Origin of the sequence: Trichococcus shcherbakoviae, assembly GCF_963666195.1 — a bacterium.
GTDB classification, from domain to species: Bacteria; Bacillota; Bacilli; order Lactobacillales; family Aerococcaceae; genus Trichococcus; species Trichococcus shcherbakoviae.
The window spans coordinates 2,622,928-2,648,020 of the sequence record NZ_OY762653.1 but is presented as its reverse complement, the minus strand read 5'-3'; the positions used below and the strand labels follow the sequence as shown (position 1 = coordinate 2,648,020).

Annotated in this window: 27 protein-coding genes; all 27 read right to left on the bottom strand. The window is 46.8% G+C overall.

Annotated features, from left to right (window positions below):
- Nucleotides 1–3: 3 nt before the first annotated feature.
- Nucleotides 4–477, bottom strand: a complete 474-nt coding sequence (locus ACKPBX_RS12535) for a cell division protein SepF (protein WP_086628329.1) — start codon at nt 475–477, stop codon at nt 4–6.
- A gap of 23 nt (nt 478–500) precedes the next feature.
- Nucleotides 501–1,184: a YggS family pyridoxal phosphate-dependent enzyme gene (locus ACKPBX_RS12530; RefSeq protein WP_319995555.1), complete on the bottom strand. Its 684-nt coding sequence runs from the start codon at nt 1,182–1,184 to the stop codon at nt 501–503.
- 2 nt (nt 1,185–1,186) lie between these two features.
- Complete coding sequence (gene ftsZ / locus ACKPBX_RS12525) at nt 1,187–2,476, bottom strand: cell division protein FtsZ (RefSeq protein ID WP_086628331.1); 1,290 nt, start codon at nt 2,474–2,476, stop codon at nt 1,187–1,189.
- A gap of 45 nt (nt 2,477–2,521) precedes the next feature.
- On the bottom strand, nt 2,522–3,838 hold the full coding sequence (gene ftsA, locus ACKPBX_RS12520; protein ID WP_086628332.1) for a cell division protein FtsA: 1,317 nt from the start codon (nt 3,836–3,838) through the stop codon (nt 2,522–2,524).
- A gap of 254 nt (nt 3,839–4,092) precedes the next feature.
- Nucleotides 4,093–5,034 (bottom strand): cell division protein FtsQ/DivIB, encoded by a 942-nt coding sequence (locus tag ACKPBX_RS12515; RefSeq protein ID WP_319995554.1) that lies wholly within the window; start codon nt 5,032–5,034, stop codon nt 4,093–4,095.
- A gap of 18 nt (nt 5,035–5,052) precedes the next feature.
- Nucleotides 5,053–6,153 carry an undecaprenyldiphospho-muramoylpentapeptide beta-N-acetylglucosaminyltransferase gene (murG, locus tag ACKPBX_RS12510; protein WP_319995553.1) on the bottom strand — a complete coding sequence of 367 codons (1,101 nt, stop codon included), beginning with the start codon at nt 6,151–6,153 and terminating at the stop codon, nt 5,053–5,055.
- 16 nt (nt 6,154–6,169) lie between these two features.
- Nucleotides 6,170–7,558, bottom strand: coding sequence for a UDP-N-acetylmuramoyl-L-alanine--D-glutamate ligase (murD, locus tag ACKPBX_RS12505; protein WP_319995552.1), 1,389 nt, complete (start codon nt 7,556–7,558; stop codon nt 6,170–6,172).
- Between the two features lie 18 nt (nt 7,559–7,576).
- Entirely contained in the window at nt 7,577–8,542 is a 966-nt protein-coding gene (gene mraY / locus ACKPBX_RS12500; protein WP_086628336.1) for a phospho-N-acetylmuramoyl-pentapeptide-transferase, read from the bottom strand.
- Between the two features lie 69 nt (nt 8,543–8,611).
- Nucleotides 8,612–10,540, bottom strand: a complete 1,929-nt coding sequence (locus ACKPBX_RS12495; protein WP_319995551.1) for a penicillin-binding protein — start codon at nt 10,538–10,540, stop codon at nt 8,612–8,614.
- A 227-nt stretch (nt 10,541–10,767) separates the two neighbouring features.
- Entirely contained in the window at nt 10,768–11,148 is a 381-nt protein-coding gene (locus ACKPBX_RS12490) for a septum formation initiator family protein (protein WP_119093155.1), read from the bottom strand.
- Nucleotides 11,149–11,243: 95 nt separating this feature from the next.
- Nucleotides 11,244–12,194, bottom strand: a complete 951-nt coding sequence (gene rsmH, locus ACKPBX_RS12485; protein ID WP_119093156.1) for a 16S rRNA (cytosine(1402)-N(4))-methyltransferase RsmH — start codon at nt 12,192–12,194, stop codon at nt 11,244–11,246.
- Nucleotides 12,195–12,202: 8 nt separating this feature from the next.
- Nucleotides 12,203–12,634 carry a division/cell wall cluster transcriptional repressor MraZ gene (gene mraZ, locus ACKPBX_RS12480; RefSeq protein ID WP_086628340.1) on the bottom strand — a complete coding sequence of 144 codons (432 nt, stop codon included), beginning with the start codon at nt 12,632–12,634 and terminating at the stop codon, nt 12,203–12,205.
- A gap of 256 nt (nt 12,635–12,890) precedes the next feature.
- The gene (locus ACKPBX_RS12475) at nt 12,891–13,934 is read right to left on the bottom strand and encodes an LTA glycolipid anchor biosynthesis glycosyltransferase, IagA/BgsA family (RefSeq protein WP_319995550.1); all 1,044 of its coding nucleotides are present in this window, start codon (nt 13,932–13,934) and stop codon (nt 12,891–12,893) included.
- A 33-nt stretch (nt 13,935–13,967) separates the two neighbouring features.
- Nucleotides 13,968–14,345, bottom strand: a complete 378-nt coding sequence (locus ACKPBX_RS12470; protein ID WP_160117024.1) for a DUF3397 family protein — start codon at nt 14,343–14,345, stop codon at nt 13,968–13,970.
- A 151-nt stretch (nt 14,346–14,496) separates the two neighbouring features.
- Nucleotides 14,497–14,676: a 50S ribosomal protein L32 gene (gene rpmF, locus ACKPBX_RS12465; RefSeq protein WP_086628343.1), complete on the bottom strand. Its 180-nt coding sequence runs from the start codon at nt 14,674–14,676 to the stop codon at nt 14,497–14,499.
- A gap of 58 nt (nt 14,677–14,734) precedes the next feature.
- Nucleotides 14,735–15,292, bottom strand: a complete 558-nt coding sequence (locus ACKPBX_RS12460; protein ID WP_160117026.1) for a YceD family protein — start codon at nt 15,290–15,292, stop codon at nt 14,735–14,737.
- Between the two features lie 94 nt (nt 15,293–15,386).
- Entirely contained in the window at nt 15,387–16,091 is a 705-nt protein-coding gene (locus ACKPBX_RS12455; protein ID WP_119093160.1) for an aspartate/glutamate racemase family protein, read from the bottom strand.
- 41 nt (nt 16,092–16,132) lie between these two features.
- The gene (locus tag ACKPBX_RS12450; protein ID WP_319995549.1) at nt 16,133–17,350 is read right to left on the bottom strand and encodes a carboxylate--amine ligase; all 1,218 of its coding nucleotides are present in this window, start codon (nt 17,348–17,350) and stop codon (nt 16,133–16,135) included.
- A gap of 142 nt (nt 17,351–17,492) precedes the next feature.
- Nucleotides 17,493–18,710, bottom strand: coding sequence for a nucleotidyltransferase (locus ACKPBX_RS12445; RefSeq protein WP_119093162.1), 1,218 nt, complete (start codon nt 18,708–18,710; stop codon nt 17,493–17,495).
- 54 nt (nt 18,711–18,764) lie between these two features.
- Entirely contained in the window at nt 18,765–19,508 is a 744-nt protein-coding gene (locus ACKPBX_RS12440) for a class I SAM-dependent DNA methyltransferase (RefSeq protein ID WP_319995548.1), read from the bottom strand.
- Nucleotides 19,505–19,870, bottom strand: coding sequence for a ribosome silencing factor (rsfS, locus tag ACKPBX_RS12435; RefSeq protein WP_086628349.1), 366 nt, complete (start codon nt 19,868–19,870; stop codon nt 19,505–19,507). Before rsfS ends, ACKPBX_RS12440 begins: the two co-directional genes overlap by 4 nt.
- Nucleotides 19,867–20,484, bottom strand: a complete 618-nt coding sequence (gene yqeK, locus ACKPBX_RS12430) for a bis(5'-nucleosyl)-tetraphosphatase (symmetrical) YqeK (protein ID WP_119093164.1) — start codon at nt 20,482–20,484, stop codon at nt 19,867–19,869. The genes rsfS and yqeK overlap by 4 nt, the downstream gene beginning before the upstream one ends.
- On the bottom strand, nt 20,471–21,097 hold the full coding sequence (locus ACKPBX_RS12425; RefSeq protein ID WP_086628428.1) for a nicotinate-nucleotide adenylyltransferase: 627 nt from the start codon (nt 21,095–21,097) through the stop codon (nt 20,471–20,473). The genes yqeK and ACKPBX_RS12425 overlap by 14 nt, the downstream gene beginning before the upstream one ends.
- Before the next feature lie 77 nt (nt 21,098–21,174).
- Complete coding sequence (yhbY, locus tag ACKPBX_RS12420) at nt 21,175–21,486, bottom strand: ribosome assembly RNA-binding protein YhbY (protein ID WP_086628351.1); 312 nt, start codon at nt 21,484–21,486, stop codon at nt 21,175–21,177.
- Between the two features lie 230 nt (nt 21,487–21,716).
- Entirely contained in the window at nt 21,717–22,844 is a 1,128-nt protein-coding gene (yqeH, locus tag ACKPBX_RS12415) for a ribosome biogenesis GTPase YqeH (protein WP_319995547.1), read from the bottom strand.
- Nucleotides 22,837–23,364, bottom strand: a complete 528-nt coding sequence (locus ACKPBX_RS12410) for a YqeG family HAD IIIA-type phosphatase (protein WP_086628353.1) — start codon at nt 23,362–23,364, stop codon at nt 22,837–22,839. The genes yqeH and ACKPBX_RS12410 overlap by 8 nt, the downstream gene beginning before the upstream one ends.
- Before the next feature lie 811 nt (nt 23,365–24,175).
- Entirely contained in the window at nt 24,176–25,045 is an 870-nt protein-coding gene (gene thrB / locus ACKPBX_RS12405; protein ID WP_119093167.1) for a homoserine kinase, read from the bottom strand.
- Nucleotides 25,046–25,093 lie beyond the last annotated feature (48 nt).

Below are 25,093 nucleotides of genomic sequence, written 5' to 3'. Positions count from 1 at the left end.
TTTCTAGTAAAACGAACGCTCTTCCTCCAGTGTTTCGTCCAGTGCGCCTTCGACTCCGACTGAAGCGGGGGTGCATAAAAAGATTTCATCGCCAACGCGTTGGATTTCTCCCCCGATCGCATATACCGTTCCGGTCAGAAAATCCACGATCCGTTTTGCTTGTTCCGCATCTATCCTTTTGAAATTAAGGAGGACTGCTTGATTCTTCAGCAGATTATCGGCAATCTTCTCCACTTCGGAATAGACTCTCGGCTCCACGACATGGATACTGGCTTTTTCGGTCATTGCTTGTTGATTCATAGGAATTACCTTTGCTTTCGTCGATCTCTTTTGGGTGCTCCGTTGAGTTGGAGCCCCTTCTTCATTGCGCTCGGACCTGCGGACTGGAACGACTGTCGATGGTTCCTCGACTTCCTCAAATCCGTCTTCCTCGTCTTCAATGACAAAGTACTTTCGGAATAAATCTTTCAGACCCATAAGACCCCTCGCTTCTTCTTCGTCTATGCTTCTGTTTCAGCAAAGAACGCCGATCCGACGCGTACGAAGGTCGCACCTTCGGCAATCGCTACCGGATAATCTTGGCTCATGCCCATGCTCGTCTCCGTGCATGGGGCATAGGCCAAGTTCAACGCCGCTACTTGCTCTTGCATTATTTTCAGATCTTTAAAGCATTGACGCAACTCCACGTCTGTCGCATCAATGGGTGCCATCGTCATCAATCCGACAACGATGATATTCGGAAAACTTTCCAGACTCTGGATGAAAGGCACTGCCTCGGATGCGGAAAGCCCATGTTTTGAACTTTCACCTGTAACGTTGACCTGCACGAAGCAAGAAACAGGCTTCTCCGCCCGCTCATTGATTTCTTTTGCCAATGAGGGACGATCCAATGCGTGGAAGTAGGCGATGCGATTGATCACCTGCTTCACTTTCCTTGTCTGTAAGGTACCGATGTAATGCCAGCTGATATCTTCTTGCGGAAGAGCTTCCTGCTTTTCGAGCAGACCTTCGAGGCGATTTTCTGCAAAGTGGCGGTAGCCCAAGCGGTACAATTCTTCCACTTGATCTGCAGGTTTTGTCTTCGTGACGGCGATGACCGTCACATCTTCCCGTTTGCGTCCGGCTGCCAAGCAGGCTGCTTCCACAGTTGACTCCACTTTCCGGCAATTTTGCTCAATATTCATTCTTATCTGCGTCTCTTGCGGAAGAATGGTGGTGTATCCAATGAATCCTCTCCACCGTTTCTATCCTCTTTATTTTCGTGATAACGTGGATAATTATCTTCTGTTTGTTTGACAGGGTACTCTTCTGGCTCAGGTTGAACCGATTGGGGCGCCTGTTCCCTTACGTTTGTGTCTCTACGGATATCCCAGTCGCCAAACAGGTCTTTGGCTGGTTTTTCTTCTGCTCTTTCAGTCGGAAGTTGTTTCTCCGGATACGAAACAGGTGCGTTCCCTACTTCTTTACGCCCCTTAAAAGCACTGCCTCCGCGATTAGCGGTTTTTTTTTCATCTTTTTTTTTGTCGTCAATCCCTGTAGCGATTACTGTAACGATAACTTCGTCGCCCAAGTTTTCATTGATTGAAGTACCGAAGATGATGTTCACTTCGGATGATGAAGCTTGTGCTACGATATCACTTGCATCTTGTGCTTCGAACAACGTCAAATCTGAACCACCCGTGATGTTCAACAAAATCTGCTCAGCGCCATCGATGGAAACTTCCAACAGTGGGGAAGAAATAGCTTTTTTGGTTGCTTCTGCTGTACGGTTTTCACCTGAAGCGATACCGATCCCCATCAAAGCAGAACCTTGGTCTTTCATGACAGTCTTCACATCAGCAAAGTCCAAGTTGACATATCCTGGAGCAGTGATCAAGTCTGAGATCCCTTGAACACCTTGACGCAATACATTATCGGCTTCACGGAAGGCTTCCAGCATAGGCGTCTTTTTGTCGACGATTTCCAAAAGACGGTTATTTGAGATGATGACCAATGTATCGACGTTTGCTTTTAAATCAGCGATGCCTTCTGCAGCATAACGGCCTCTTTTAGGCCCTTCAAAAGTGAACGGACGCGTCACAACACCGACAGTCAACGCACCAAGATCTTTAGCGATTCTGGCTACGATAGGAGCTGCACCAGTACCTGTGCCGCCACCCATTCCGCATGTGACAAAAATCATGTCTGCACCAGCCAAGGCTTCAGAGATTTGTTGTTCGCTCTCTTCTGCAGCTTTGCGGCCAACTTCAGGAACTGAGCCTGCGCCCAATCCTTTCGTCAATTTAGGCCCGAGTTGGATTCTAGTTTCCGCACTTGATGCATTCAAGGCTTGTGTGTCCGTATTGGCCACGATGAATTCAACACCTTTAACGCCTTCTTCGATCATACGGTTAACGGCATTGCTTCCTGCCCCACCGACACCGATAACTTTAATTTTTGCTCCATCACTCATGCTTGAATCGAATTCCAATTCCATTTCATTTCCTCCTATTTCATACCATTCTTTTTATGTTCAGCGTGATTATTCAAACAGATTATTGAACCAACGTTTTAATTTCCCGACTAAGCTTTCTTCGTAATGATCTTCATCGGCATAAGTCTCATTTTCATAGACAGGTTCTTCGATGATCGCAGGTTGTTTCGCAACTTTCGATTGCAAAGGGATCACTTTGCCTGTCGCCTGCACTTTTCCTTTGGCAACACGGTAAATATCATCCAGACCCGCCGCATACTTGATCAGGCCGATGCTCGTTGCATAGATCGGATTGCGCATCCCCATCTGCTCCGGAATATACAGCTTAACGTTGATTTCGAAGATTTCTTTTGCCAAATCGACGACGCCCGGCAATGCCGCTGCGCCTCCGGTCAGAACGATACCGCCGGGTAGGTCGCGGGCCTCCACTTTATCCAAGGCACGTTTGATGTTTTCGAAGATCTGCACAAAGCGCGCTTCGATGATTTCGGCCAGATATTTCTCATCCACTTTCACTGGTTCTTCTTTTCCGATCGTTTCGACAGGGAAAAATTCTTCATCGGACGTGTCTTCGGAAATGGCATAACCATATTCGCGTTTCACGCGCTCTGCATTTTCCAATGTCGTATTCAAAATGATGGAAATGTCCTTGGTCACAAGGTCGCCGCCCTCGGGATCAACAAAGGAAAATTTCAGTTGATCGTCGTGCATGACAGAGGCGCTTGTTTGGCCGCCACCCATGTCGATAAGGATGGTCCCGAAATCCCGCTCGCCCTTATTCATGGCTACGCTTGAAATGGCCAATGGCTGTACAACCATATCTTCGATTTGAAGACCTGCTTTTTCTACACAACGTTTGATGTTATGGATGATTGTTTTCGGACCAGTGATCATGCTTGCGTACAATTCAAGACGGACGCCGATCATGCCTCTCGGGTCTCTGATGCCGTCGAACCCATCTACGATGAACTCTTCAGGGATAACGGAAATGATTTCTCTTTCTGGCGGAACGGAACGGACTTTTGCTGCAGCAAAGACGTTCTGGACATCCTTGTCTGTGATTTCTTTGTTTTCGCTTGCGACTGCATACATCCCGTGGCAAGGTTCGATGCTGATTTGATTGCTTGGTATGCCTACGATGACGTTTGATATCTGAATATTCGCTTTTCTTTCAGCTTGACTGACTGCACTGCGGATCGATTCGACCGTTTCATCGATATCAACGATGACGCCACGGCTAAGACCTTTGGAAATTTCATTACCGACTCCAATAATGTTCATTTGATCTTTCACATATTCTGCGACTACGACTTTTATTGAAGTGGTTCCAATATCTAGACTGACGTATATTCCTGAATTCTTCATGGTTTTATTGAAACCTCCGTTTGACATAATGGCTTGTGTAAACATCCGTATTGTTCCGAAAAAAATTGTCGGTTACTGATACGTGATGCCAGAAAGCTATACCTTATCATTTTATCATAATAATTCTTCATTTACGAAGATTTTTACAAATAATTCTATCAGAAGGAAGTCTGACAAAAGTTCTTCAATCCCTCAACAATGACTGGAATCATTGTTCAAGGATTGACTGCAAGTCAATCCTAATCTCTTTCAGCTCATTCGGCTGGCGTGGCGGAATCTGCCGAAGCGGCCGCTGCCTCTTCCGTTGTTTGCGCAAAGGGCGTAAAGTAGACACCCACTTCAAGATCGATGGTCCCTTTCGTCTCGCCCAATTGGCTCACGATGTCAGGGTAGTATAAGATCTTCTCGGCTAGTGACGGCAAAATCGCCTTCACTTCATTCCCATCATTCATGTACACCGTGATTGCATATGGATTTTCTTCGGTTCCGGTATATTTGATTTCAGAGATGCTGTTCTGGACACTGTCCGTCAATTGCATGTATTGTTCGAGCAGGTCCTCCAAATTCTGGTTCATTTCAAAGCTTGTGATGATCGGGTTATTCCCGATCGGAACCTTCAATTCCGTGTCTGCCACAGTTCCGTTTTCCATGACATTATAATAGCTGCCTCCCGAATAAACATAGGCAATGGTTTCATGTTCCGTTACATGAATTGTGACATCGTTCATGCCGCGCAGCGTCACTTCCGCTGTTTTGACTTGGGGCAAAGTAGTAGTGATGTAAGCATCGATTTTTTCGTCATTCCAGACGGCGCCCAAAGCAGTCAGTTTCCCGGTGATGTGGCTGGCATCAATGATGCTTTGCTCCGGAACAGCCTCGGCCCCTTCCACATAGATGTCCTTGACTTTCCCGTATGGAGAGATCAGAAAACTGCTGCCGATGGCCCCAACCAAGAAAATGCTGTACCAGCCAAAGTACCCTTGTCGTTTGCCGGTTTTCGCGGCTTTGGAAAGGTGTTTTCTTGGTTTCAACTTCGCTTTTTTCTCATCCACCAAACGCTGCAGGTTGGAATTTTTTGTGGTCTGCTGCTTTGTCTGCGCCTTTTGCCTTTCCGATTCAGCAGTCGCGCGCTGCCAGGGAGTCCCTTCCGACGAACTCTTACTGTTCAGTTTCTGCCGGATTTTTCCGAAAACCATCTGGTCTCCCTCCCTTTCTCACTTTTTCAAAGCCAGGATGACATCGATGATCCGGTCTGATGCATCCGTTATGCCCATCTGTTTGGCTTGGAAAGCCATTTCTTTACGTCCCATTTCATCTGTCATCAGCTTGTTGATGGCGTCAAACAAAGATTGTGCCTGCAGATCCTTCTCGAGGATCATTTCGGCTGCCCCGTTTTTCACTAGGCTTTCCGCATTTTTTTGTTGATGGTTGTTTGTGACATAAGGACTTGGGATCAGGATACTCGGCAAGCCCAAAGCCATAACTTCCGTCAATGTGGTCGCACCGCTGCGCGATACAATCAAGTCGGTACGCTTGAACAATTTCGGCATATCATGGATGTACGGCACAATACGGACGTTGTCCAAATGGTTCGCAAGCGCACTGATCTCTTGCTCCACCGCATTGAAGTGGACGTCTCCTGTAGCCAACAGAACTTGATACGGTTTGTCTTTGAAGAACGGGTAGGCGTCTACAAAAGATTCATTCAACTTTCTGGCTCCGCGGCTGCCGCCAAAAATCAAAACGGTCGGCACTTCATCCTTCAATCCGTATTCCTTCAGGTCGGCACTTTCCTTCAATGAAGCTACTTCCTGCGCCCGGGGATTCCCGGTGAAAACAATCTTTTCTGGATAAGCGGAGAAATCATCACGGGCATCCTCAAAACAAATGCAGATGCGGTCCACAACTCTGCTCAAAAATTTATTGGTGACGCCTGCGACTGAATTTTGCTCGTGGATGATGGTCGGCACGCCCAATTTGGATGCAGCATACAGGACGGGGGCACAAACATAGCCACCCGTCCCGATGACGACATCCGGCTGGAACGCTTTGATGATTTTCTTAGAGTCAGAAATGCTCTTGATCATCAGGTAGACCGTCTTCAGATTCTGAAGCGATAAACTCCGGCGCAGCCCCTGAATCTTGACGGATTTGAAGGCCACACCAGCTTTCGGTACGATTGTGCTTTCCAAACCACGGTCCGTTCCCACATAAAGGAATTCGCTGTCCGGATATTTTTCTTTGATACGGTTCATCAGGGCTAACGCCGGGTAGATGTGCCCGCCTGTTCCCCCGCCGGATAATACTATTTTCATAAGCACATTAGGTTCTTTAGAAAGAACCATCCTCCTCACTCGTGGCTTTGACCAAGGACTGGACAGCATCCGTGAATGTTTTGCCGCGCACTTCAAAATTTTTGTACTGATCCCAGCTCGCGCAGGCCGGAGACAACAGGATCGTATCGCCTTCTTCGCTGTACTGGTAACCGATCGGAACCGCACTGGCAACATCATCCGTCACGACGATTTCTTTGATGCCGGCTTGCTCGCCTGCATCCTTCAGTTTCTCGGCAGTTTCCCCGAAGACGATCAACGTCTTCACATTTCCAAGAAAGGGAACGAGCTCTTCGAAGGTATTGCCACGGTCCAATCCTCCCGCCAACAGGATGATCGGCGTCCGGAAGCTGCTAAGGGCTGTTTTGGTTGCGAGAATATTCGTTGCTTTCGAGTCATTGTAGAATTTTCTTCCGTTGAGTTCGGCTACGAATTGGATCCGGTGCTCAACGCCATAAAAGAGATGGAAAGCTGATGCGATAGCCTCATTGGCTACACCGGACAGTTTCGCCACAGCGATTGCAGCCAGTGCATTTTCGATGTTGTGTTCGCCAGGAACCCTCAAATCGGAAATAGCCATCACTTTTTCGCCCTTGAAATACAGCGAACCTTCTGATGCATAGGCGCCATCTTCCAGAACCTGTGTGCGTGAAAAAGGAATGATTTGTGCTTTTGAGAGCTGCGACATTTCACGCAATTCGGTTTGATCCCAATTCAAAACAAGATAATCATCCGCGGTTTGATTCTCGGTTATGCGCCATTTCGCTTTGACGTATTCCTTGCGGTCTCCATGATAATCCAGATGGGCTTCCGTAATGTTCGTGATGACAGCGATGGCAGGCCGCATCGCTTCGATACCCATCAATTGAAAGCTGGACAACTCCATTACGACATCATCATCCTCTGTCGCCACACGTGCCACTGCCGATGCAGGCACACCAATGTTGCCTGCTTTATAGGCTTTCCCTATTTTTCTGCCCGCATTCAACAGGTCAGTGATCATCGTCGTGGTCGTGGTCTTTCCGTTCGTGCCTGTCACACCGATCAGGCGACCTTCAAGAATCTCTGCCGCCAACTCTACCTCTGTCAATACTGGGATTCCCAATTCAAGGGCACGTTTGACCATCGGGTTGTTGTAAGGAATACCCGGATTCTTCACCATGAACGAGAAAGATTCATCCAGCAGTTCGATCGGATGGGATCCAGCGATCACTTTGATGCCGGATGAAATCAACTCCTTCGCATCCGGATTGTCTTTCAATTCCTTTGCGTCATTGACCGTGACCATTGCGCCGAGTTCCAGGAGTAGTTTGGCCGCATTCATACCGCTGAGCGCCAAGCCCAGCACCAATACTTTTTTATTTTCGAATCGATTATTTGTTTTCATGTCTTTTTCTCCTTTCGCTTAGACAAGCAGCCACAAGGCTAAGATTGCAGAAACCAGACCGACAGCCCAGAAAGTCAGGACGACGCGCCATTCGCTCCACCCACTCATTTCAAAATGATGATGGATCGGAGACATCTTGAAGATGCGTTTGCCGCGCAATTTGAAGGACCCTACCTGCAACATGACGCTGGCCGTTTCGATGACGAAAACAAGGCCAATCAGCAGCAAGGACCATTCCAGATGTAAGGCCAACGAAACAACGGCGAGTCCTGCTCCCAATGCCAACGAGCCGACGTCGCCCATAAAGATCTTAGCCGGCTTTTTGTTGAAAAAGAAAAAACCGATCAGGCCTCCGACGATTGCGATACAAAACAGCAATACTTCCAATTGTCCTTGACGGTACGCCAATATGCCGTAAGCAGTATAGGCGATGCCTGCCGTTCCGGCAACCAATCCGTCCAAGCCATCGGTCAGATTCACAGCATTCGAAAAACCTGTGATCCAGATGATCGTAAATACAGCGAACAGCAACCAATTGTGGATCTGTCCAAAGAAGGGGATCGTGATCAAAGGATCCGAACCCGACAAGAAGAACAATGCGACAAATACGAAAGACCCGACCAATTGCGAAAGGAACTTTTGCTTGGAAGTCAGCCCTTCATTCTGTTTTTTGAATATTTTCAGGAAATCATCCAAAAAGCCGATTGCAGCAAAAAACAACAGCACGAACAGCAACATAGCCAGTTTTACGGTGAGGACATCCTTCCAGATCGCTGTCCCGATAACGGTAAGGATCGCAGCGATGATGAAGACGACTCCGCCCATCGTCGGTGTGCCGCTTTTGACTTGATGCCATTTCGGTCCTTCTTCCCTTGTGATCTGTCCAAATTGTTTCACTTTAAAATAGCCGATGAAAATTGGCATCATGCTGATTGTAATGGCAAAGCTGATCGATAAAGGCAACAGCATTTCTGTCCAATGCATATGATTTCCTCCTAATAGGTGTTTTACATTTTTTTATTGATAGATTGCATGAAGGGTGCTGCTGGATGCTTACTCCAAAATGATCTTGACTTCCGTAGCAGCGTTCAGGATGGATCCTGTCTCCAGACTCTGGAAAACTACATAGCCTTCCCCTTCAAAAGTGAAGTTTATCCCTGCGATTTCTGATACTTTCAGGACATCGTCTTTTGACCAACCGTAAACATCAGGCATCGTCATCGCACCTTCCGTCATGAGGATCGCCTTCTGATTCGTGATCGTCTGTGTTCCCGCATATGGGTATTGTTGGACGATTCGGCTGCCGCTGCCGATGATTGCTGTATCATTATAGCCGACAGCAGTCAGTGCCGCCAATGCCTCATCCTTGGATAAAGTTGTCACTTCAGGCATCGAGGCCTGGTTGACGTCCCCGGTCACTTCCGTGTTCAGATTGTCATACTCGATTGCCCTTGTCATGAATGGATTGAATATTTCCGACAGATACTTGGAACCATTCAGACTGTCCAGGTTTGCGGGCCGTTTCATTGTCAAATACAGGATATAGCTTGGATCATCCGCTGGCGCGAACCCGACTACCGAGTAAAGATAATTGGAATAGCCAGTGTAATATCCGCCTGTTGAGGAATTGACCACTTCCGCCGTACCCGTTTTTGCAGCAATCTCTGTCCCTTCGATCTGGTACGCCTTACCGGACCCATTCTCATTGTAGACGACTTCCTTCAGGTAGGTCAGGACCGTCTGTGCGGTTTCCGCTGTGATAGGTGATCCTGCTTCTTTCGGCTCGCTAACGGTGATTTCGCCCGTATTCGGATTTTCTGTGCGATCCAGATAGTTCAGCTTCATCATGGTGCCTTCATTTGCGATTGCCGTAAATGCTTGCATCAATTGGAAAGGCGTAACGGTTACCCCTTGTCCGAATGCCGTGTTCGCCTTTTCCAGCGGATACGTATAGCTGTAATTCCCAGTTGCTTCATTTTCCAGTCCCGAATCGGTTGATTGGCCGATGCCGAAAGCTTTCATGTAGGACTCCCAAACGTCGTAACCCATCGCTTGCACCAGTTTCACGAAGGCCACATTGCTTGAGCGGGCCAATCCCTCAAGATAGGTTATATTGCCCCAACCATCCTTATTGTAGTCACGGATGGTTCCGCCTTCCACTTCCACACTGCCGGAAGTGTATGTCGCAAACGGGCTGAATACTCCCTCGTTCACGGCTGCCGCCAAAGTCAAAATCTTGAAAGTGGAGCCCGGTTCATAGGTATCTTCAACCAACAGATTTTGCCATTGCGAATCAATGCCATCTTTGGTCGTGGCGTTGAATGTAGGCCGTTGGGAAGCCGCCAGGATCGCGCCGGTCTCCGGATCGACCAACATTGCAGTCATCGATTCCGGTTCGGCTTCCGCATACACTTGCGACATCAGGCTTTCCATATAAATCTGAAGGCGACTGTCGAGCGTCAGATAAAGATCGTCCCCTTCGACAGGTTCCTTTTCCTGAATCTGCGTTCCTGGAATCCGGTAGCCATTGGAATCTTCTTGATAGGTGACTTCACCATCGCTGCCATCCAACTCATCATCGTACAGGGATTCTATCCCCATCATGCCGACCAATTTCTTTTCTTCGTTCGTGTCTGCTTCCTGTTCGCTGGCTGAACTTTGCGCAAAGCCAACTAGATGGGAAGCAAAAATCCCGTTCGGATAAAGCCTGGATGGCGTTTCTTCGAATGTGATCCCTGGAAGTTCTTCCGCTTCAATGCTGGATTTGGTCGCATAATTCAGGTTCGTTCCTGCGCTTCCGAATTCTACCTGCTTCAAATCCTCTTGATTCAGGATGGTCAGAATCTCTTCTTTGCTCATGCTGATGTATTGTGCCAGTGCTTCGGCTGTTTTTTCCTTGTCGACGATATGTTTCGGATTTTCTGTATCCTCACTCCATTCATCGGTCAAAACGGCCACCAACGAATAAGAAGTAGCATCCAAGGCAATGGGACTACCACCTATGTCATAGATGGTACCTCTTTTTGCGGCAAGGATACTACTTCTGGTATATAAGTTATTAACATGCTCGCTTAGATTCTCGCCATTTACCTTCTTGGTGATCATGATCATAGAAAAACGAAAAATAAATACAAGAAATAGTAAACCTGTCAACCCAACCATGATACGAGTCATTTTTTTTCGGTTTTTTTGAGGATTAGCTGTTTTTTTCATCGCGTAACATTCCTAACGTTTGCTTCATTCATTTCCAGACCAAGTTCTTTTGCTATCTCGATGATGCGGTCGTATCTTGAAAGTTCTTGGACTTCCTGCTCCAAGTTTTGATTTTCTAAACCGATCGCAACGCTATCGTTTTGTAAGTCCTGCAACGCTCTGTTCTGATTGGAGAGGGTCACTTGTGTAGCCAGTGATAACAGCAATACGACTAATGCGCTGAACAGCGTGATGGTGATGGCAAATTTTTCAAGTTTTACATATTTATCTCTAACGACCTTGTAGCCTATCGGTTCAGGCTGGCCTTTTTTAGGTTCTGCCAGTTTTTTCGGCAGCGTCGGTTCTGCTATCGCCGCCCTGTATTCAGGTAATGCCACTTAATCCTCTCCTCCCCCGCAATAAATTGTGCAACTCAGGCACAATTTATCGTTTCCGGCTGATGATCTTTAGTTACAGAGCTGTTGTGCTCCTGTTATATCTTGACTCTTTCGATGACACGCAATTTTGCACTTTGAGAACGCGAATTTTCACTTAATTCCGCCTCGTTGGGCATGATTGGTTTTCGGCTGATCAACTTGTAGTCCGCCTCATATTCCTCGGGAAGAATAGGCAACAGCGGCAAGGTGTCCTCTTTCGAACTGGCTTCTTTGAAAAGAACTTTAACGATCCGATCCTCCAAGGATTGGAAGGAAATGACGCTCATCCGCCCTCCTACGTTCAGCATCTTCAAGCCATCTTCTATCGAATCTTCAATAGCGGATAATTCATCGTTGACGGCGATACGCAAAGCTTGGAAAATGCGCTTAGCCGGGTGTCCGCCTTTTCTTCTGGCAGGTGCAGGGATGCAGTCCTTGATGATTTCGACCAGTTCGCCGGTCGTCTCGATCGGTTGGGTTTCCCTGATTTTTTCGATTTTGCGGGCAATCTGTTTTGAGAATTTTTCCTCGCCATAACGATAAAAAATCTTCACTAATTCACCAAAAGGCCACTCATTCACAATAACTCGGGCCGTCAATTCCTGTTCTTGGTCCATGCGCATGTCGAGTGGTGCATCATAGCGGTAACTGAACCCTCGTTCTGCTTGGTCCAATTGTGGGGAAGACACTCCCAAATCGTACAGGATGCCGTCTACGCCAAACACATCACGGTCTTCCAGTTCTTCTTTGATATTCCGAAAATTAGCCTTGATGAGTGTCACCATGCCTTTTTCGATATAAGTCGCCAACGTTGCCTCAGCATTTTCGATAGCGATACGGTCTTGGTCAAAGGCATACAGATGCCCATTTTCATTTAATTTTGATAAAATCACGCTGCTGTGTCCGGCACCACCTAAAGTGCAATCGACATAGATGCCATCTGGTTTGATGTTCAAACCATCGATGGACTCTTTTAACAACACGCTATAATGTTCAAATTTTTCCATTTTTACACCTACAATCCAAAGTCGATCATCGTTTCGGCAATATCTTCGAAGTTTTCGGCAGCCTCATCAGCAAATTCTTCCCACTTCTCGTTGCTCCATATTTCAATACGGTCGGCTACTCCGACAATACGACATTCTTTTTCAATTTTCGCATAATCCAATAATGTTTGAGGGATGTTGATGCGCCCTTGTTTATCCAATTCGGCTTCCATAGCGGCTGAATAGAAGAAACGGGTAAAAGCACGCGCATCTTTTTTGGCAAGGGGCAGCTGTTTCAATTTTTCTTGGAGCAGCTCCCATTGGCTTAACGGATAGCCGAACAAACAGCCGTCCAATCCACGGGTGATGATGAAAGTTTCGCCTAATTCCTCGCGGAATTTTGCGGGCATGATCAATCTGCCTTTAGCATCTATATTGTGTTTGAATTCGCCCATCAACATAAAGACACTCGCCCCCACCTTCAAATATGTTTTCAGTCTACCACATCCCCCCACTTTCTACCACATTTTCCCGAACAATTCATAAAAAAAACAAATTGATTTCGCTAAATAATCGAAATCAATTTGTTTTCAGTTATCATCTATCTTTTTGCCCGACGCAAGGATGGGACATCACAAGCGTCACGCGGATAAAGCTCGCTTAGGACCAGTCGTTTTCGGTAAATTTATCGAAAGTGGGGATTTCTCCCACAAAAAATCATTTTGTTTGTGGGACCGAGATTTGGCTTTTGTCGGACTTATGCAACTGGATGGCAGTTTCGTAAGCACTCCTCAATTCCGAACCGATGTAGCTGAGGTCCTTCTGGCGTATGCGATCCTGGCCGGCAGCCTTCAAAGAAGGCAGGTCACCTTCCAGAATGCCGCTGATCAACCTTCGGAAATCGTCATTCGTCTTGCCTTTGTAGACGTGCTTGCCATCGACCAGATCATCTTCATAGATCGGTATATCCCGGATCAGGATCTCCTGTCCCATGGCAAGAGCCTCCAGAAGGACGATTCCTTCCGTTTCTTCGTAGGTTGGGAAGAAAAACAAATCAGCACCGCAGTATGCATTCCGTAGCTCACCAGGAACCACATAACCGGCAAATTGCAGATTGGGCAATTTTGTCTCCACCGCTTCACGGATTTCCCGCGGAACTTGATGGAGGTTCAAGTACCCGAACCAGATGAACTGGTAAGCGGGCATCGCTTTGGCTAAGGCGACAAAATCAAGGATCCCTTTCCGTTTGATGTAAAGCCCGACAGACATGACGACCTTGTCTGTTGCATTATATCCATATTTCTGCCGGAAGGACGCACCCATTTCCGCAGTCGCTTGGTAAAACGACAAATCGATTCCGTTCGAAATCGGTATGATCGGTTGTTGCAGCCCCGCCTGCTGCAGCAATTGTTTTGAATAAGGGGTCGGCGTCAAGACCACATCCCCGTGGCTGTAGCAGTGCAGAATCCACTTGCTGAAAAGCGGCGCAGCCGCGTTGGAGAAGATAAAAGAATTCTGGAAGTCCTCCTTTGTGGAGTGGGCATGATAAACGATCGGTTTCCCCTGCTTTTTGACTTTATGCAGCAGACGATACGATTGCCCGAAGTAGGTATTGATGTGCATCAGATCAAAATCATCTCTGTAATCTGTCGTAAAAGATATCCCTTCCAGTGTGAGAGCTTTTTTCTGGTGCTCGATGGCTCTGCCTAAACCGGATTTCCCGATGTATTTCATGCCTTCAGAGTACAATAATACTTTCATGTTTTCGTGCCACCTCATTCTTCAATTTTCGGACTATCCCCTTACAAGGAAATAAATGCGCAACAGCACCAACAGATAATAAAAAAGCAGTGCCATCAAAAACAGTATTTTTATGAAATAACGATAGAACCGCTTCGGCCGATGGATCTTTTTACGTTTGTCAAAATACAACGTCTGCAGCAGACCGACGACGCAAGCCGCCAGCAGAAAGTGCGGCAAGAGTGAATAAGTCAAACTGTAGACACTCAGCAGATGGATGCCTACGAACAAAAACGGCAACACGACGTCCGCAACCGTCAATTGGATAATTTGTTTATACCTGAGATACGGCCTAAAAAATTTATTGATCAGAATGATTTCTAAAATCGGAAAAACATACAACAGAATTTCAAAATAGTGGAAGTTTTGCATCCCAACGCTCCTTAACAAAAATATGGCGTATATGCCCGCATACATACATTTTACATCATTCCGGAAAATTATGCCTCCTTGAAAAATGAGAACAAAAAAAGCCAGCAGAAAATTCATTCTGCTGACTGGAATTGCGGATGGCATTTCAGGATTAGCTTTGTTTTTCGATAACTACTTCTCCGTCATAGTGACCGCATGATGCACAAACGTGGTGGCTCTTTTTCAATTCGCCACAGTTAGGGCATGCGTTCAAGCCTGGAATTGATAACTTGAAGTGCGTACGTCTTTTTGCTTTTCTTGCTTTAGATGTTCTTCTTTTAGGTACTGCCATTTCCTTACACCTCCCTGTACTAATCGCTGTATTTAGTTAAAAATCAGCGTCAAAAATTTCACTCTGTTTTTTCTTCGTCTTCTAACAGGGCCTTCAGACCAGCTAATCGCGGATCGATCTGATCGGTTTTTTCCTCTTGTCTCTTTCTTGCGAAAGATTCTTCGGAAACAACTTCCCATTCAGCGCCACTAGGCATTTCATCGGACACCATCTCTTCCGGCGTGAACACTTGTAGAGGCAGATTCAGCAGAATGTTGTCCTCGATAGCGGGGACCAGATTCACTTCATCACCTTCAAGCGGCAACACGACTTCCGCAGGCTTGTCCTGCTCGAGATAGAGTGATTCACTTTCAGTGTACACTTCTTCGATTGCTAATTGCAAGGGTACATCAACTAATTCCAACGACCTTGACGAAGGCAGGGTAATCGTTAAATCGATTCGGAAATTGGCAAGCACAGAATGATTTTCGTATAATAAGAAACCTTCCGCCTTAATCGGCGACACTGCTTTGATTTCATTATTTCTTTGCATCAATGAACTTTCCCGGTCTATCATCCGAGAGAAATAGTACGGTTCACCACGATGTTCTTGTAATTCTTTTAATGGCCACTTCATTTCCATCACCCCTAAAATAACAAATTGAATTATACTAGTGAAAAAAAACTTTGTCAATGTATTTTCCTTTACATCAAAAAAGGAAAACGTTTTTTTATGCTTTTAATTCTTTGGCCAACGCGATTGTTTTGTCCAAAAGCACCTTTTCCGCGTCGACGATCGGATAGCGTTGTTCTTCATCTTCACTGTTCATCAAGGAAACTTCCGTGCAACCCAGCAGCACAATGTCCGCACCGCAATTTTTGAAATCTTCCAAAATTTCGTAATACAAAGGGAAAAATAAATGAGATCTCTCTTTGATGTAATAATAAATCATTTTATTGATCTTGTCTTGTAATTCTCTGTCCGGCAATACCACTTGGTACCCTTTCTCAACAAGCCGATTTTCGTAAATGCGGCTCTGATGCGTTCCCTCTGTGGCAAATAATCCGACTTTTTTTGCGCCCTCATAATGTTCCGCAATATAGTCGACCGTAAGATCGATCATATTCAGAATCGGAATATCCGTCTCCTTTTGAATATCATCGAAGAAATAATGGATAGTATTGCAGGGCATGATGATGAATTCTGGCTGAAGAATATTCAACATATGAACATCTTCTATCACTGCTTCCACCGGATTCGGTTTGGTCGGATCCAAAATATATTCCGTACGATCGGGAATATCTGCGTGATTCATCAGAATGTAATTGAAATAATCTTGGTCGTTTTCAGGGAAATGACGCTTGTTCATTTCAACGAGAAAATTGGTCGTCGCCAGCGTTCCCATTCCTCCAAGAATACCAAAAAATTTTTTCATACTTTCTCATCCCTCGTTTCCCGTTTGTTTCTTTATTCAGATCATTCCTCTGGCGGATGCTCTCTGAATTTTTTGTAATAGTTGAATTTAGAAGCCAGCACATAGAATTTTCTTTTCGGGCTGACTTCAAAAGGCGCATCCAAAGGGTGCACTACTTTCCCATCTTTGTACAGCTCTTTTACTTTTTTCCGCAACACATCGGACTTGACATACTTCAGCAAAAGATTCTTTGGTGTCATAGTGAACAAGGCTTCATTCGTGTTGATCGTGACCCCAAGTTTTTTCTTGGCTATGTAATCTTCAATATAGTATTTCGCTACATTATTCCCGCTGGCGGTGACATAATAGTTGCTGACGCCCAGACGCCCGTTCAGTTCAAAGAAAACATAGTCATCTTTGCGCTCATCGTACTTCACGTCAAAATTGGAGAAACCATAAAACTCGGTTTCCGCAATCAGTTTTTGGACGGAAGCAACGATTTTCTGCTCTTCCCTTGCCCAGATCGTCAGATGGTTTCCGATGGCGGATGGTGTATGGTCTTCCAAAAGGATGTGGCCGAACGCAATCAGCTTGATTTCCTTGTCCCTTGGAGATGTGTAGACCGTTACGACACCAAGGTAAGTGTCATCACCGGACACGTACTCCTGCAGGATCAGGTTGTCTGTATAGCCGTTGTCGCGCACTAAATGATAGATGCGTTCAAGATCTTTTTCATCGCGGCCGATGAAGACTTTTTCTTTGCCTTCAAAATGCAGCCCCTGATACAGGATGGCATTCGATGGCTTGATGATGATCGGAAATTCAAACGGCAATTCCAGTGAAAATTCATCCATGACTACAGTCTTCGGATAAGGAACACCTGCTTTTTCACAGATGGCGTAGAAACTTTCTTTATTGGTCGCCCGCAGGAATACATCTTCATCCACATACGGAATGATCCAATCATCACTGAAGCGGTCCTTCGTTCGGATCAACAGTTCTGCATAGCGATCGTCTGCCCCGAAGATGATTTTTTTCATATTCGGATAGTCACGGCCGATTTGTTGAATGGTCTCAAAAAAATGATCCAGGTCATCGATTCCCGGTTGGATGTAATGCTTGATGATACGGGAATTGCCGATAGGGCCTATGATCATCGGGCTGATGAGATTCGTTTTAACTTGGTACGCTTCATAGAAAGCTCTGGCCAAACTATAGGCTCCTCTGTTTCCCCCTACGATTACGGGAACGAAACTGACGGAGTTGGCTTCTTCGCTCATTTGATTGTCCTCCTTAGTGCCTAAAACCGAACATTAACGGTTCTAGCATCTATTAACCTATCCATTATATTTCTTTGGTTGTAGTCAGTCAAACGCTTCTTGCGATTTTTCATTAAAGTTTTCATTAATTTTATCAAAAAAATTAGAACGGATTCCTCGGCTCATTGCGGATGTAAATGGGCGACCGGGTGAAATTCTGCTCCTCCAAAACCGGAAGGCCCCCCAAACGATAGATGCGGTCGCTCCTGATTTCCAGTTGCAAGTCCGCTGTATGGGGCTCACGCAATTTCGTGACGATCGGAGTATCCGTGTTTTTTTTCAAGCTGTTCAGATAGCGTCTTCCGGCCTCTGTAAACCCGAGCAAGCGGATTGTGTCCGCTTTTTTCTGGAAAGAATCCGCTTCGTCCTTGGTTATCCCCAACAAAATATAGGAACAAACCCGCTGCAGCCGAGCCCACGTCCAACGCTTGTTCTTCATGCGCCGAATGAAGGCCATAAAATCAGCTGCATCCTCGGCCTCCTTTTTCAGTCTGTACTCCAGGCCTTCTTCCACCTGATAGATGTTCCGGAGTTCCGTATGTGAAAGCAGCATGAGCTGATATTGCAGCATCGCCCAGTAAGAGGCCCAATCAAGCAGAGGGCGCCTCTCCAGCGCCTCTAAGGTCTCTTGCGGCACAAACCTGCCCATGTCCTCCCTTTCGGTTTCTTTCCCGTGGTGGAGGGACCATTCGCGAATGGCGGTGCCACTTGCAAATTCTTGTCCAAAAGCTTCACTGTCGTTGTGCCCGGCACCTCGCCTAAGCACGATGGCCGTTTCCATAGGTTCGGGGAATTGTTCATTTTCTTTGACATACGCCAATCCGAGCTGATTATTGGGCGTTGAAAAGGAAATAGCAGAACCTTGTGGGCGCAAGACGTCGGCAATGGCCGTTTCCAGTTGCGCAGCATAGGTTCTGCCATCATTTCGGTAAGTCTGAAAAATCCGATCGATTTCCGCTTCGTGTTCGCGCAAGAAGCGGCTGTGAGAAACGAAATCTTCTGCTGTTCCTTCTTCAGCCCCGAATGCAAAGGCATCGCACTGCATCGCCTGCAATAAGCGGATGCCTGCTTTTGCGAACAGATCAGCGGCCTGCACACTTCCCAACACGGGCATCTCCACGACAATATCCGCGCCATTCCGCAATGCGATTTCCGCACGCGTCCATTTATCCAATAAAGCTGGAGCGCCCCTTTGGACAAAATTGCCGCTCATTGCGACAACCATGACATCACTTTTGGTCATCCGTCTGGCTTCCGACAGTTGATAGCGGTGACCGTTATGGAAAGGATTGTATTCTGCGATTACACCACAAGCTTTCATCGAAGCGCCCCTTTGGTTTCATTTATGGTTGCGCGGTTTTTTGCCTTGGTTTGCTTAAGCTTTTTTGCAGGCAAAAAACCAGCGCGGACTGTCAGCGTGCACGTCAGCTTCACCAAATTCGGCTGTAGCCGTCACATCGGTGAAGCCGGCTTCTTCAAGGAGCCGTTTATAGACTTCCAGCGGATACGTGCGTTCGCGATGATATTCCGAATGGCGTTCGAACAATTTCGGATTACTCTGGGATCCCACGAAGAAAGTCAAATCATGCTCGACACTGTTCGGAGCATCGCCGGCAAAACTTTCCCATAGGAAGGCTCCCGCTTCATCCTGATAGATGTATTGATATCCCGGAAAAACGTCATTGACTTGATGCATCGAATGGACGTCGAACAAAAGAACACCATCAGGAGCGAGATTCCGCATGACGCTTTGAAAGACTTCCGCCACTTCAGCTTCATCAGTCATGTAGCAAAGCGAATCAGAGAAGCACGTCACGACGTCAAAATCCCCCATCGGCTCCAAAGAACGCATGTCCCCCACAGCCAACGAAAGCGTAACGCCTTCTTCCTGCATCCGATTGTATGCAAGTGAAAGCATTTCGTCGGAGAGATCTACTCCTGTTACTCGATGGCCTTTTTTCGCCAGTTCCACTGCAATCTTTCCTGTTCCGCATGCCAATTCCATGATGTCCAGACCGGATTTCCCGGCTGTATATTTTTCAACATAAAGAAGCCAGCTGTCGTAGACAGACTGGTCCATTATTTCATCATAGTAATGGGCAAAGATGTCGTAACTCATTGCTCAGTGACCATCCCCGAGATGTCGACCATTGGCGCATCACTCCATAATTTTTCGATGTTGTAATAGCCACGTTCCTCATGGTTGAATACATGCACGATGACGTCGTTCAAATCGATCAATGTCCATTTACCTGAATCTTTGCCTTCAACATTTTTGACTTCGCCTTTGTTTTTGTGCACGTTCTCTACGATCGCTTCCACGATTGCAGCGACTTGCTTTTCATTACGGCCGTTCATGACGACAAAGTAATCACCGATAGATGTCAAACCGCGTACATCCAATGCCATGATATCCTGAGCCAATTTGTCATCTGCTGCTTTAACCACTACTTCCAATAATTCTTCACTTGTTAATTTCATTCTGATTTCCCCACTTTTCTTTGGATCCAACTGTTGTAGACATAGATTGTGCCGGGATAAATCGGCAGTTCTTTCTTCACCAGGTGGATGATTGTTTTTTCTATTTTAAAATATGCTGCCTCATCCAGGCTGTCCGCAGCCAGTCTTCTGGCTTCGTCCACACCCTTGAAGGCGCGTCCTGATTCGATGTAATCGGCGATGAAGAGGACTTTCCCGATCAGGGTCATCGTCTCGCCACCGATTGTATGCTGGCGGATTGCGCCAAGGATAGCCTCGTCCGTGATTCCGAATAGCGTTTTGGCATAATAAGCGCCGACAGGGCCATGCATGATTTCGCTGCCGTAACCGGTCATTTCGCTGTCCATCCCTTCGGACAGGACGATTGCCTTCATGCTTTCCGGGTCATGCTCTTTGGAAAAGTCGTGCAGGAGAGCGGCCAAAGAACAGGCTTCCACAGCTGCGCCGTATTTTTCCGCCAATTGGATGGAACAGGCTTCGACCCGCAGCACATGCTGAAAACGCGATGGCTTCATCTGTTTTTCCACTTCCGCCAAAATGGCTTCCCGCGTCCAATCCGTATAGATCCCTGTGTATGCAAGCTCAGTCTTCGTCATCGAGATAGAGTCCTTCTTTCAAAATGTAATCTTTGACGTCCTCTTTCACCAAATAACGGATCGAGCGGCCGGTTTTGACCATCTTGCGGATTTCCGTCGAACTGATGTCGATCAACGGCGCATCAACCCAAATGATCGGATAGATGCTTTCCCTTCCGTATCCTGGCCTGGCGACGCCGACGAACTGCACAAGTTGCACCAATTCATCGATGCGTTCCCACTTCGGCAAGTATTCCACCATGTCCCCGCCGATGATGAAATAATAATCGGTGTCCGGATGCATGGCAGTCAATAATTTCATCGTCTCGATCGTGAAACTCTTGCCGCCCCGCTCCAACTCGATCGTTTCGATATCGAACAGCGGATTGCCCGCAATGGACAACCGCACCATCGACTCGCGATGTTTCGCCGGGATCGATTCTTTTTCGTCGACATGAGGGGGTTCGGCATCGGGCATGAAATAGATCTTATCCAAGCCGAGTTGTTCCCCAACCTGCTGCGCGACGATCAGATGGCCTAAATGGGGCGGACTGAAGGTCCCTCCCATGATGCCGATGCGTTTCCGGTCCTGGAAAGCGATCTGCGTCTCGACCTCGGTTTCTTCGATGATCATATAATCCGTTTGTCCGATCAAATTTAAAGTTGTGATCAATTTTTTCTCACCTCAATAAAATAGGGATTGGCCTGCCTTTAGATTTTTTCAACGACAGTCGAATAACGACGATTCTTTTCTTTGGTTGAGGGTTTGAACAACACAAGCGTGCGTCCGATCTGTTGGACGACTTTCGCTTGCAGTTTTTCTTCGATCACTGCAGCGACATCTTCCGTTTCTTCATCCGTGTTCTGCAGAAGAGCGATTTTCAGCAATTCCCTTTTCTCCAATGCTTCCCCGATTTGGTAAAGCATCTCTTCGTTCAATCCACCTTTACCCACTTGGAAGAGCGGATTCATATGGTGCGCTTCTTTTTTCAGATATTGTTTTTGTTTGCCTCTTAATTCCATTTGACACCTCAGTCTTTTTATTCTAAGAAAATATATTTTTTTCAAAAGTGCATCACCGTTGGTGTTTTATTTATTCCCAAAGTAATTCTGCACCTCATATGATGGCTAGCGCTCCAAGCCTGCCTCTCGGAAATTAGATAAATCTGACCCATTGCGCTCTACGATGCTCATTCAGGGGCAGATTTCCTAAATTTCTTTCGAGGCAGAGCGGGCTTGTACCGCTTTTCTAATTAAATGATCGGTTTGCGCATGACAGCGTCCACGCCTTGCGGGACCCATGCTGCGACTTTACCTGGTTTGCGGACAGTAATCCATCCCAATCCGGAAAATACGATATCGGACGGTACTTTGACATTGAATTCACGTCTGACCAACGGCGGGAAATTTCCAGCGTCTTCCGCAGACGGCGGCTGAAGAAGGGTCCCCAGATGTTTTGCATAGAATTCATCCGCTTTTTCCAATTTGGTGCGGTGAATGTTCAAGTCATTCGAGAAATAGCAAGTGAAGGATGATTTTTCTCCACTGATGAAATCAAAGCGCGATGCGCCGCCCAAGAACAGTGTCTGTTCCGGGTTCAATTGATAAGTGATCGGTTTGATTTCGTGTTGCGGCGCTACGAGCTTCAATTCTTTCGGGCTCAGCACATGCGCCATCTGATGATGATGGATGATCCCCGGCGTATCGATGAGGAAATGCCCATCGTCCAAAGGAATACGGATCTGATCCAACGTTGTGCCAGGGAATTGGGAAGTCGTGATGACATCTTCCTTGTTGCCTGTCGCCGCACGGATGATCTGGTTCATGACAGTGGATTTACCTACGTTCGTAACGCCCACGACATAAACATCTCTGCCATCCCGGTGTTCTTCGATGGTTTCCAACAGATCATCGATGGACGTCGCTTTCTTGCCGCTTACCAGCATGACATCAACCGGGCGCAAGCCTACTGACTGCACCTGTTCCGTCAACCATTGCTTCACACGGGACAGTTTGACCGATTTCGGCAAAACATCCACTTTATTTCCGACAACCAACACTTTATTTTTGCCCGCAAAGCGATGCAAGCCGGGGATCATGCTGCCGTACACATCAAACAGATCGATGACGTTGACGATCAAGGCATCTTCCATCGAGATGGTATTCAGCATAGCCAAAAACTCATCATCCGTGACGGATACTTTTTCCATCTGATTGTAGTGGCGCAATCTGAAACAGCGTTGGCAGTATAATTGCCCGGAATCCAATCCCTTTTGCAGAGCGGCCGCCGGGGTATACCCTCGTTCGGTCGGATCATCGGTCTGGATTTTCGCCCCACAGCCGATGCAATAGAGATCTTCTGTTAATTCTTCTTTAGTCAAGTGATTTCCTCCATATCATTCCTGGATCATTTTTCAACAAACGTTTCAGCAGTTTTCTTTCAAAGAATCGATTTATGCGCGTATTCCATCCGTCCGAATTGATGATCGGCATTACCCACACACTCTTGACTCCCGCTCGATTTGCACCAAAAACATCCGTAAGCAATTGGTCCCCAACCATCAGGCACTGGTCCAACGGAAGCTGCAGCTGTTCAGCTGCCTTGATGTACCCACGGCGGGAAGGCTTCATGGACCTTGGCACATAAGTCAATTGCAGCTTGTCCGCGATTATCTTGATGCGCTTATCGCTGTTGTTGGAGATGATGACGACAGGTATCGCATTTTCTTTCATCAAAGCGATCCAATCCTTCAATTCCTGTGTCCCTTCCGGATTATTCCAGGCGATCAAGGTATTGTCCAGATCGGTCAGTACACCTTTGATGTTGTTCTTTTCAAGTTGTTCCGGAGTGATGTGATAGATGGACTCCACCATCCATGTCGGTTTGAATTTATTTAACATAATGTCTCCTCATCAAAAAAATAAGAGGACGGGAAAAAGCAACAACGTCACTTTTCAAGCAGAACCCGAGAGAACTCCCCCAAGTCGCGCCCCAAAACCGAAAAACTGCACGGCACACAATCCGAAAAAAACATCCTGTACCCCGCAAAAAAGTTTTGACCCAGCCTCACTACTATCCAATTGTATATTATAACCCCATTCCAGTAACATTATAAAGCATAAACCAAAAAATACAAGAGCGCGATGCTATGCGGTAGGGGGCGAGCACTAAACGGATTAGCCGCAATGGGCTGCTTTTTGCCCATGTAGGCTAATCAGATTAGGCGGAACCCCCTGCATAGCAGAGCGCGTCTAAGAGGAGCGCGATGCTATGCGGGAGAGTGTCGGGTAGCACTGTGGTCGCAAGCGCCCAAGTGTATCATGTCTCTATGCGATTGAAATCGCAAGAGCCATGACAAATCCCGGGTAGAAATCGAGCACTAAGAGGACTAACACTAAACGGACGCTTTTTGTCCGTGTGTGGTAGTCAGCTTAGGCACAGATTTCTGGGATTCAGAACACGGTTAGACATCCGGACGCTTGCGCTCGGGCCTGGAAAGATGGATAACTTTCCGTTATTCATCTTTTCTGCTCGCATCCGGCCCAAAGACATGGATAACTTTCCGATATCCATCTTTTCTTCCCGCATTCGGCCTAAATACATGGATAACTTTCTGTTATTCATCTTTTCTGCTCGCTTTCGCCCCTAATCTTGCGGGCGCCCCCCCCAAAAATACAAAAAACCCGAGGATTTTACTCCTCGGGCCCACTATTATTTGATTACTTGCACGCCATTTTTTTCAACATGCAGCAACTTGACTTCACTGTCTTTGACAGCTGCTTTTGCCGCAGCTACGAATGCTGCTGCCTTTTCAGGATGGATCATCGTGAGTATCGTCGTGCCGGCACCACTCAGGTAAGTACCGTACGCGCCCATCTCATGCCCCAATTCCCGAACTTGACTCAATTCCGGAACCAAGGCGCCGCGATAAGGCTCATGGAAGACATCCTGCTCCATCAATGCGCCCGCTTTTTCGATGTCACCCGAGAAAACAGCCGCCACCAACATATTCGAGATGCTGCTGCCTTTGATAGCTTCCTTGAACGGAAGCGCATCCGGCAAAACAGCCCTGCTCTCTTTCGTCAACAATTCCTTTTCCGGAATCGTCACTACCAAAGCAGTTTCAGGGAAACTCGCTTTCGTCCAGTATACTTTGGAATCCAAAACGGCTCCGACCGTAAAATCTCCGGTGATGGCAGGTGTCACATTGTCAGGATGGCCTTCAATGCGTGTTGCGATTTGAATTTTATCATCAATGCTCAATTGCAGATCTGCGCATTGATTGGCCAACTCAATCCCTGCAACGATAGCAGCCGAACTGCTGCCCAAACCTCTGGCAGCAGGCACTTCACTCGTCATCGTGATTTTCCTTGGCGCCATGTCCGGCGCCAAAGACAATGCGGTTTCAATAATCAGATTCGTTTTATCAGTCGGAATCCCTGCTCCCAAATCATGGAGGATTTCCCACTCGTCGGCCTCTTCTTTTACAGTCAAGGTCAAATATAATGATACAGCCAATCCAAGGGAATCGAACCCTGGCCCCAAATTGGCGGAAGTTGCCGGTACACGGATATCAAACATCCTACTAATCAATCCTTTCCAAAAGAACGATGGTTCATCATTTCTTAC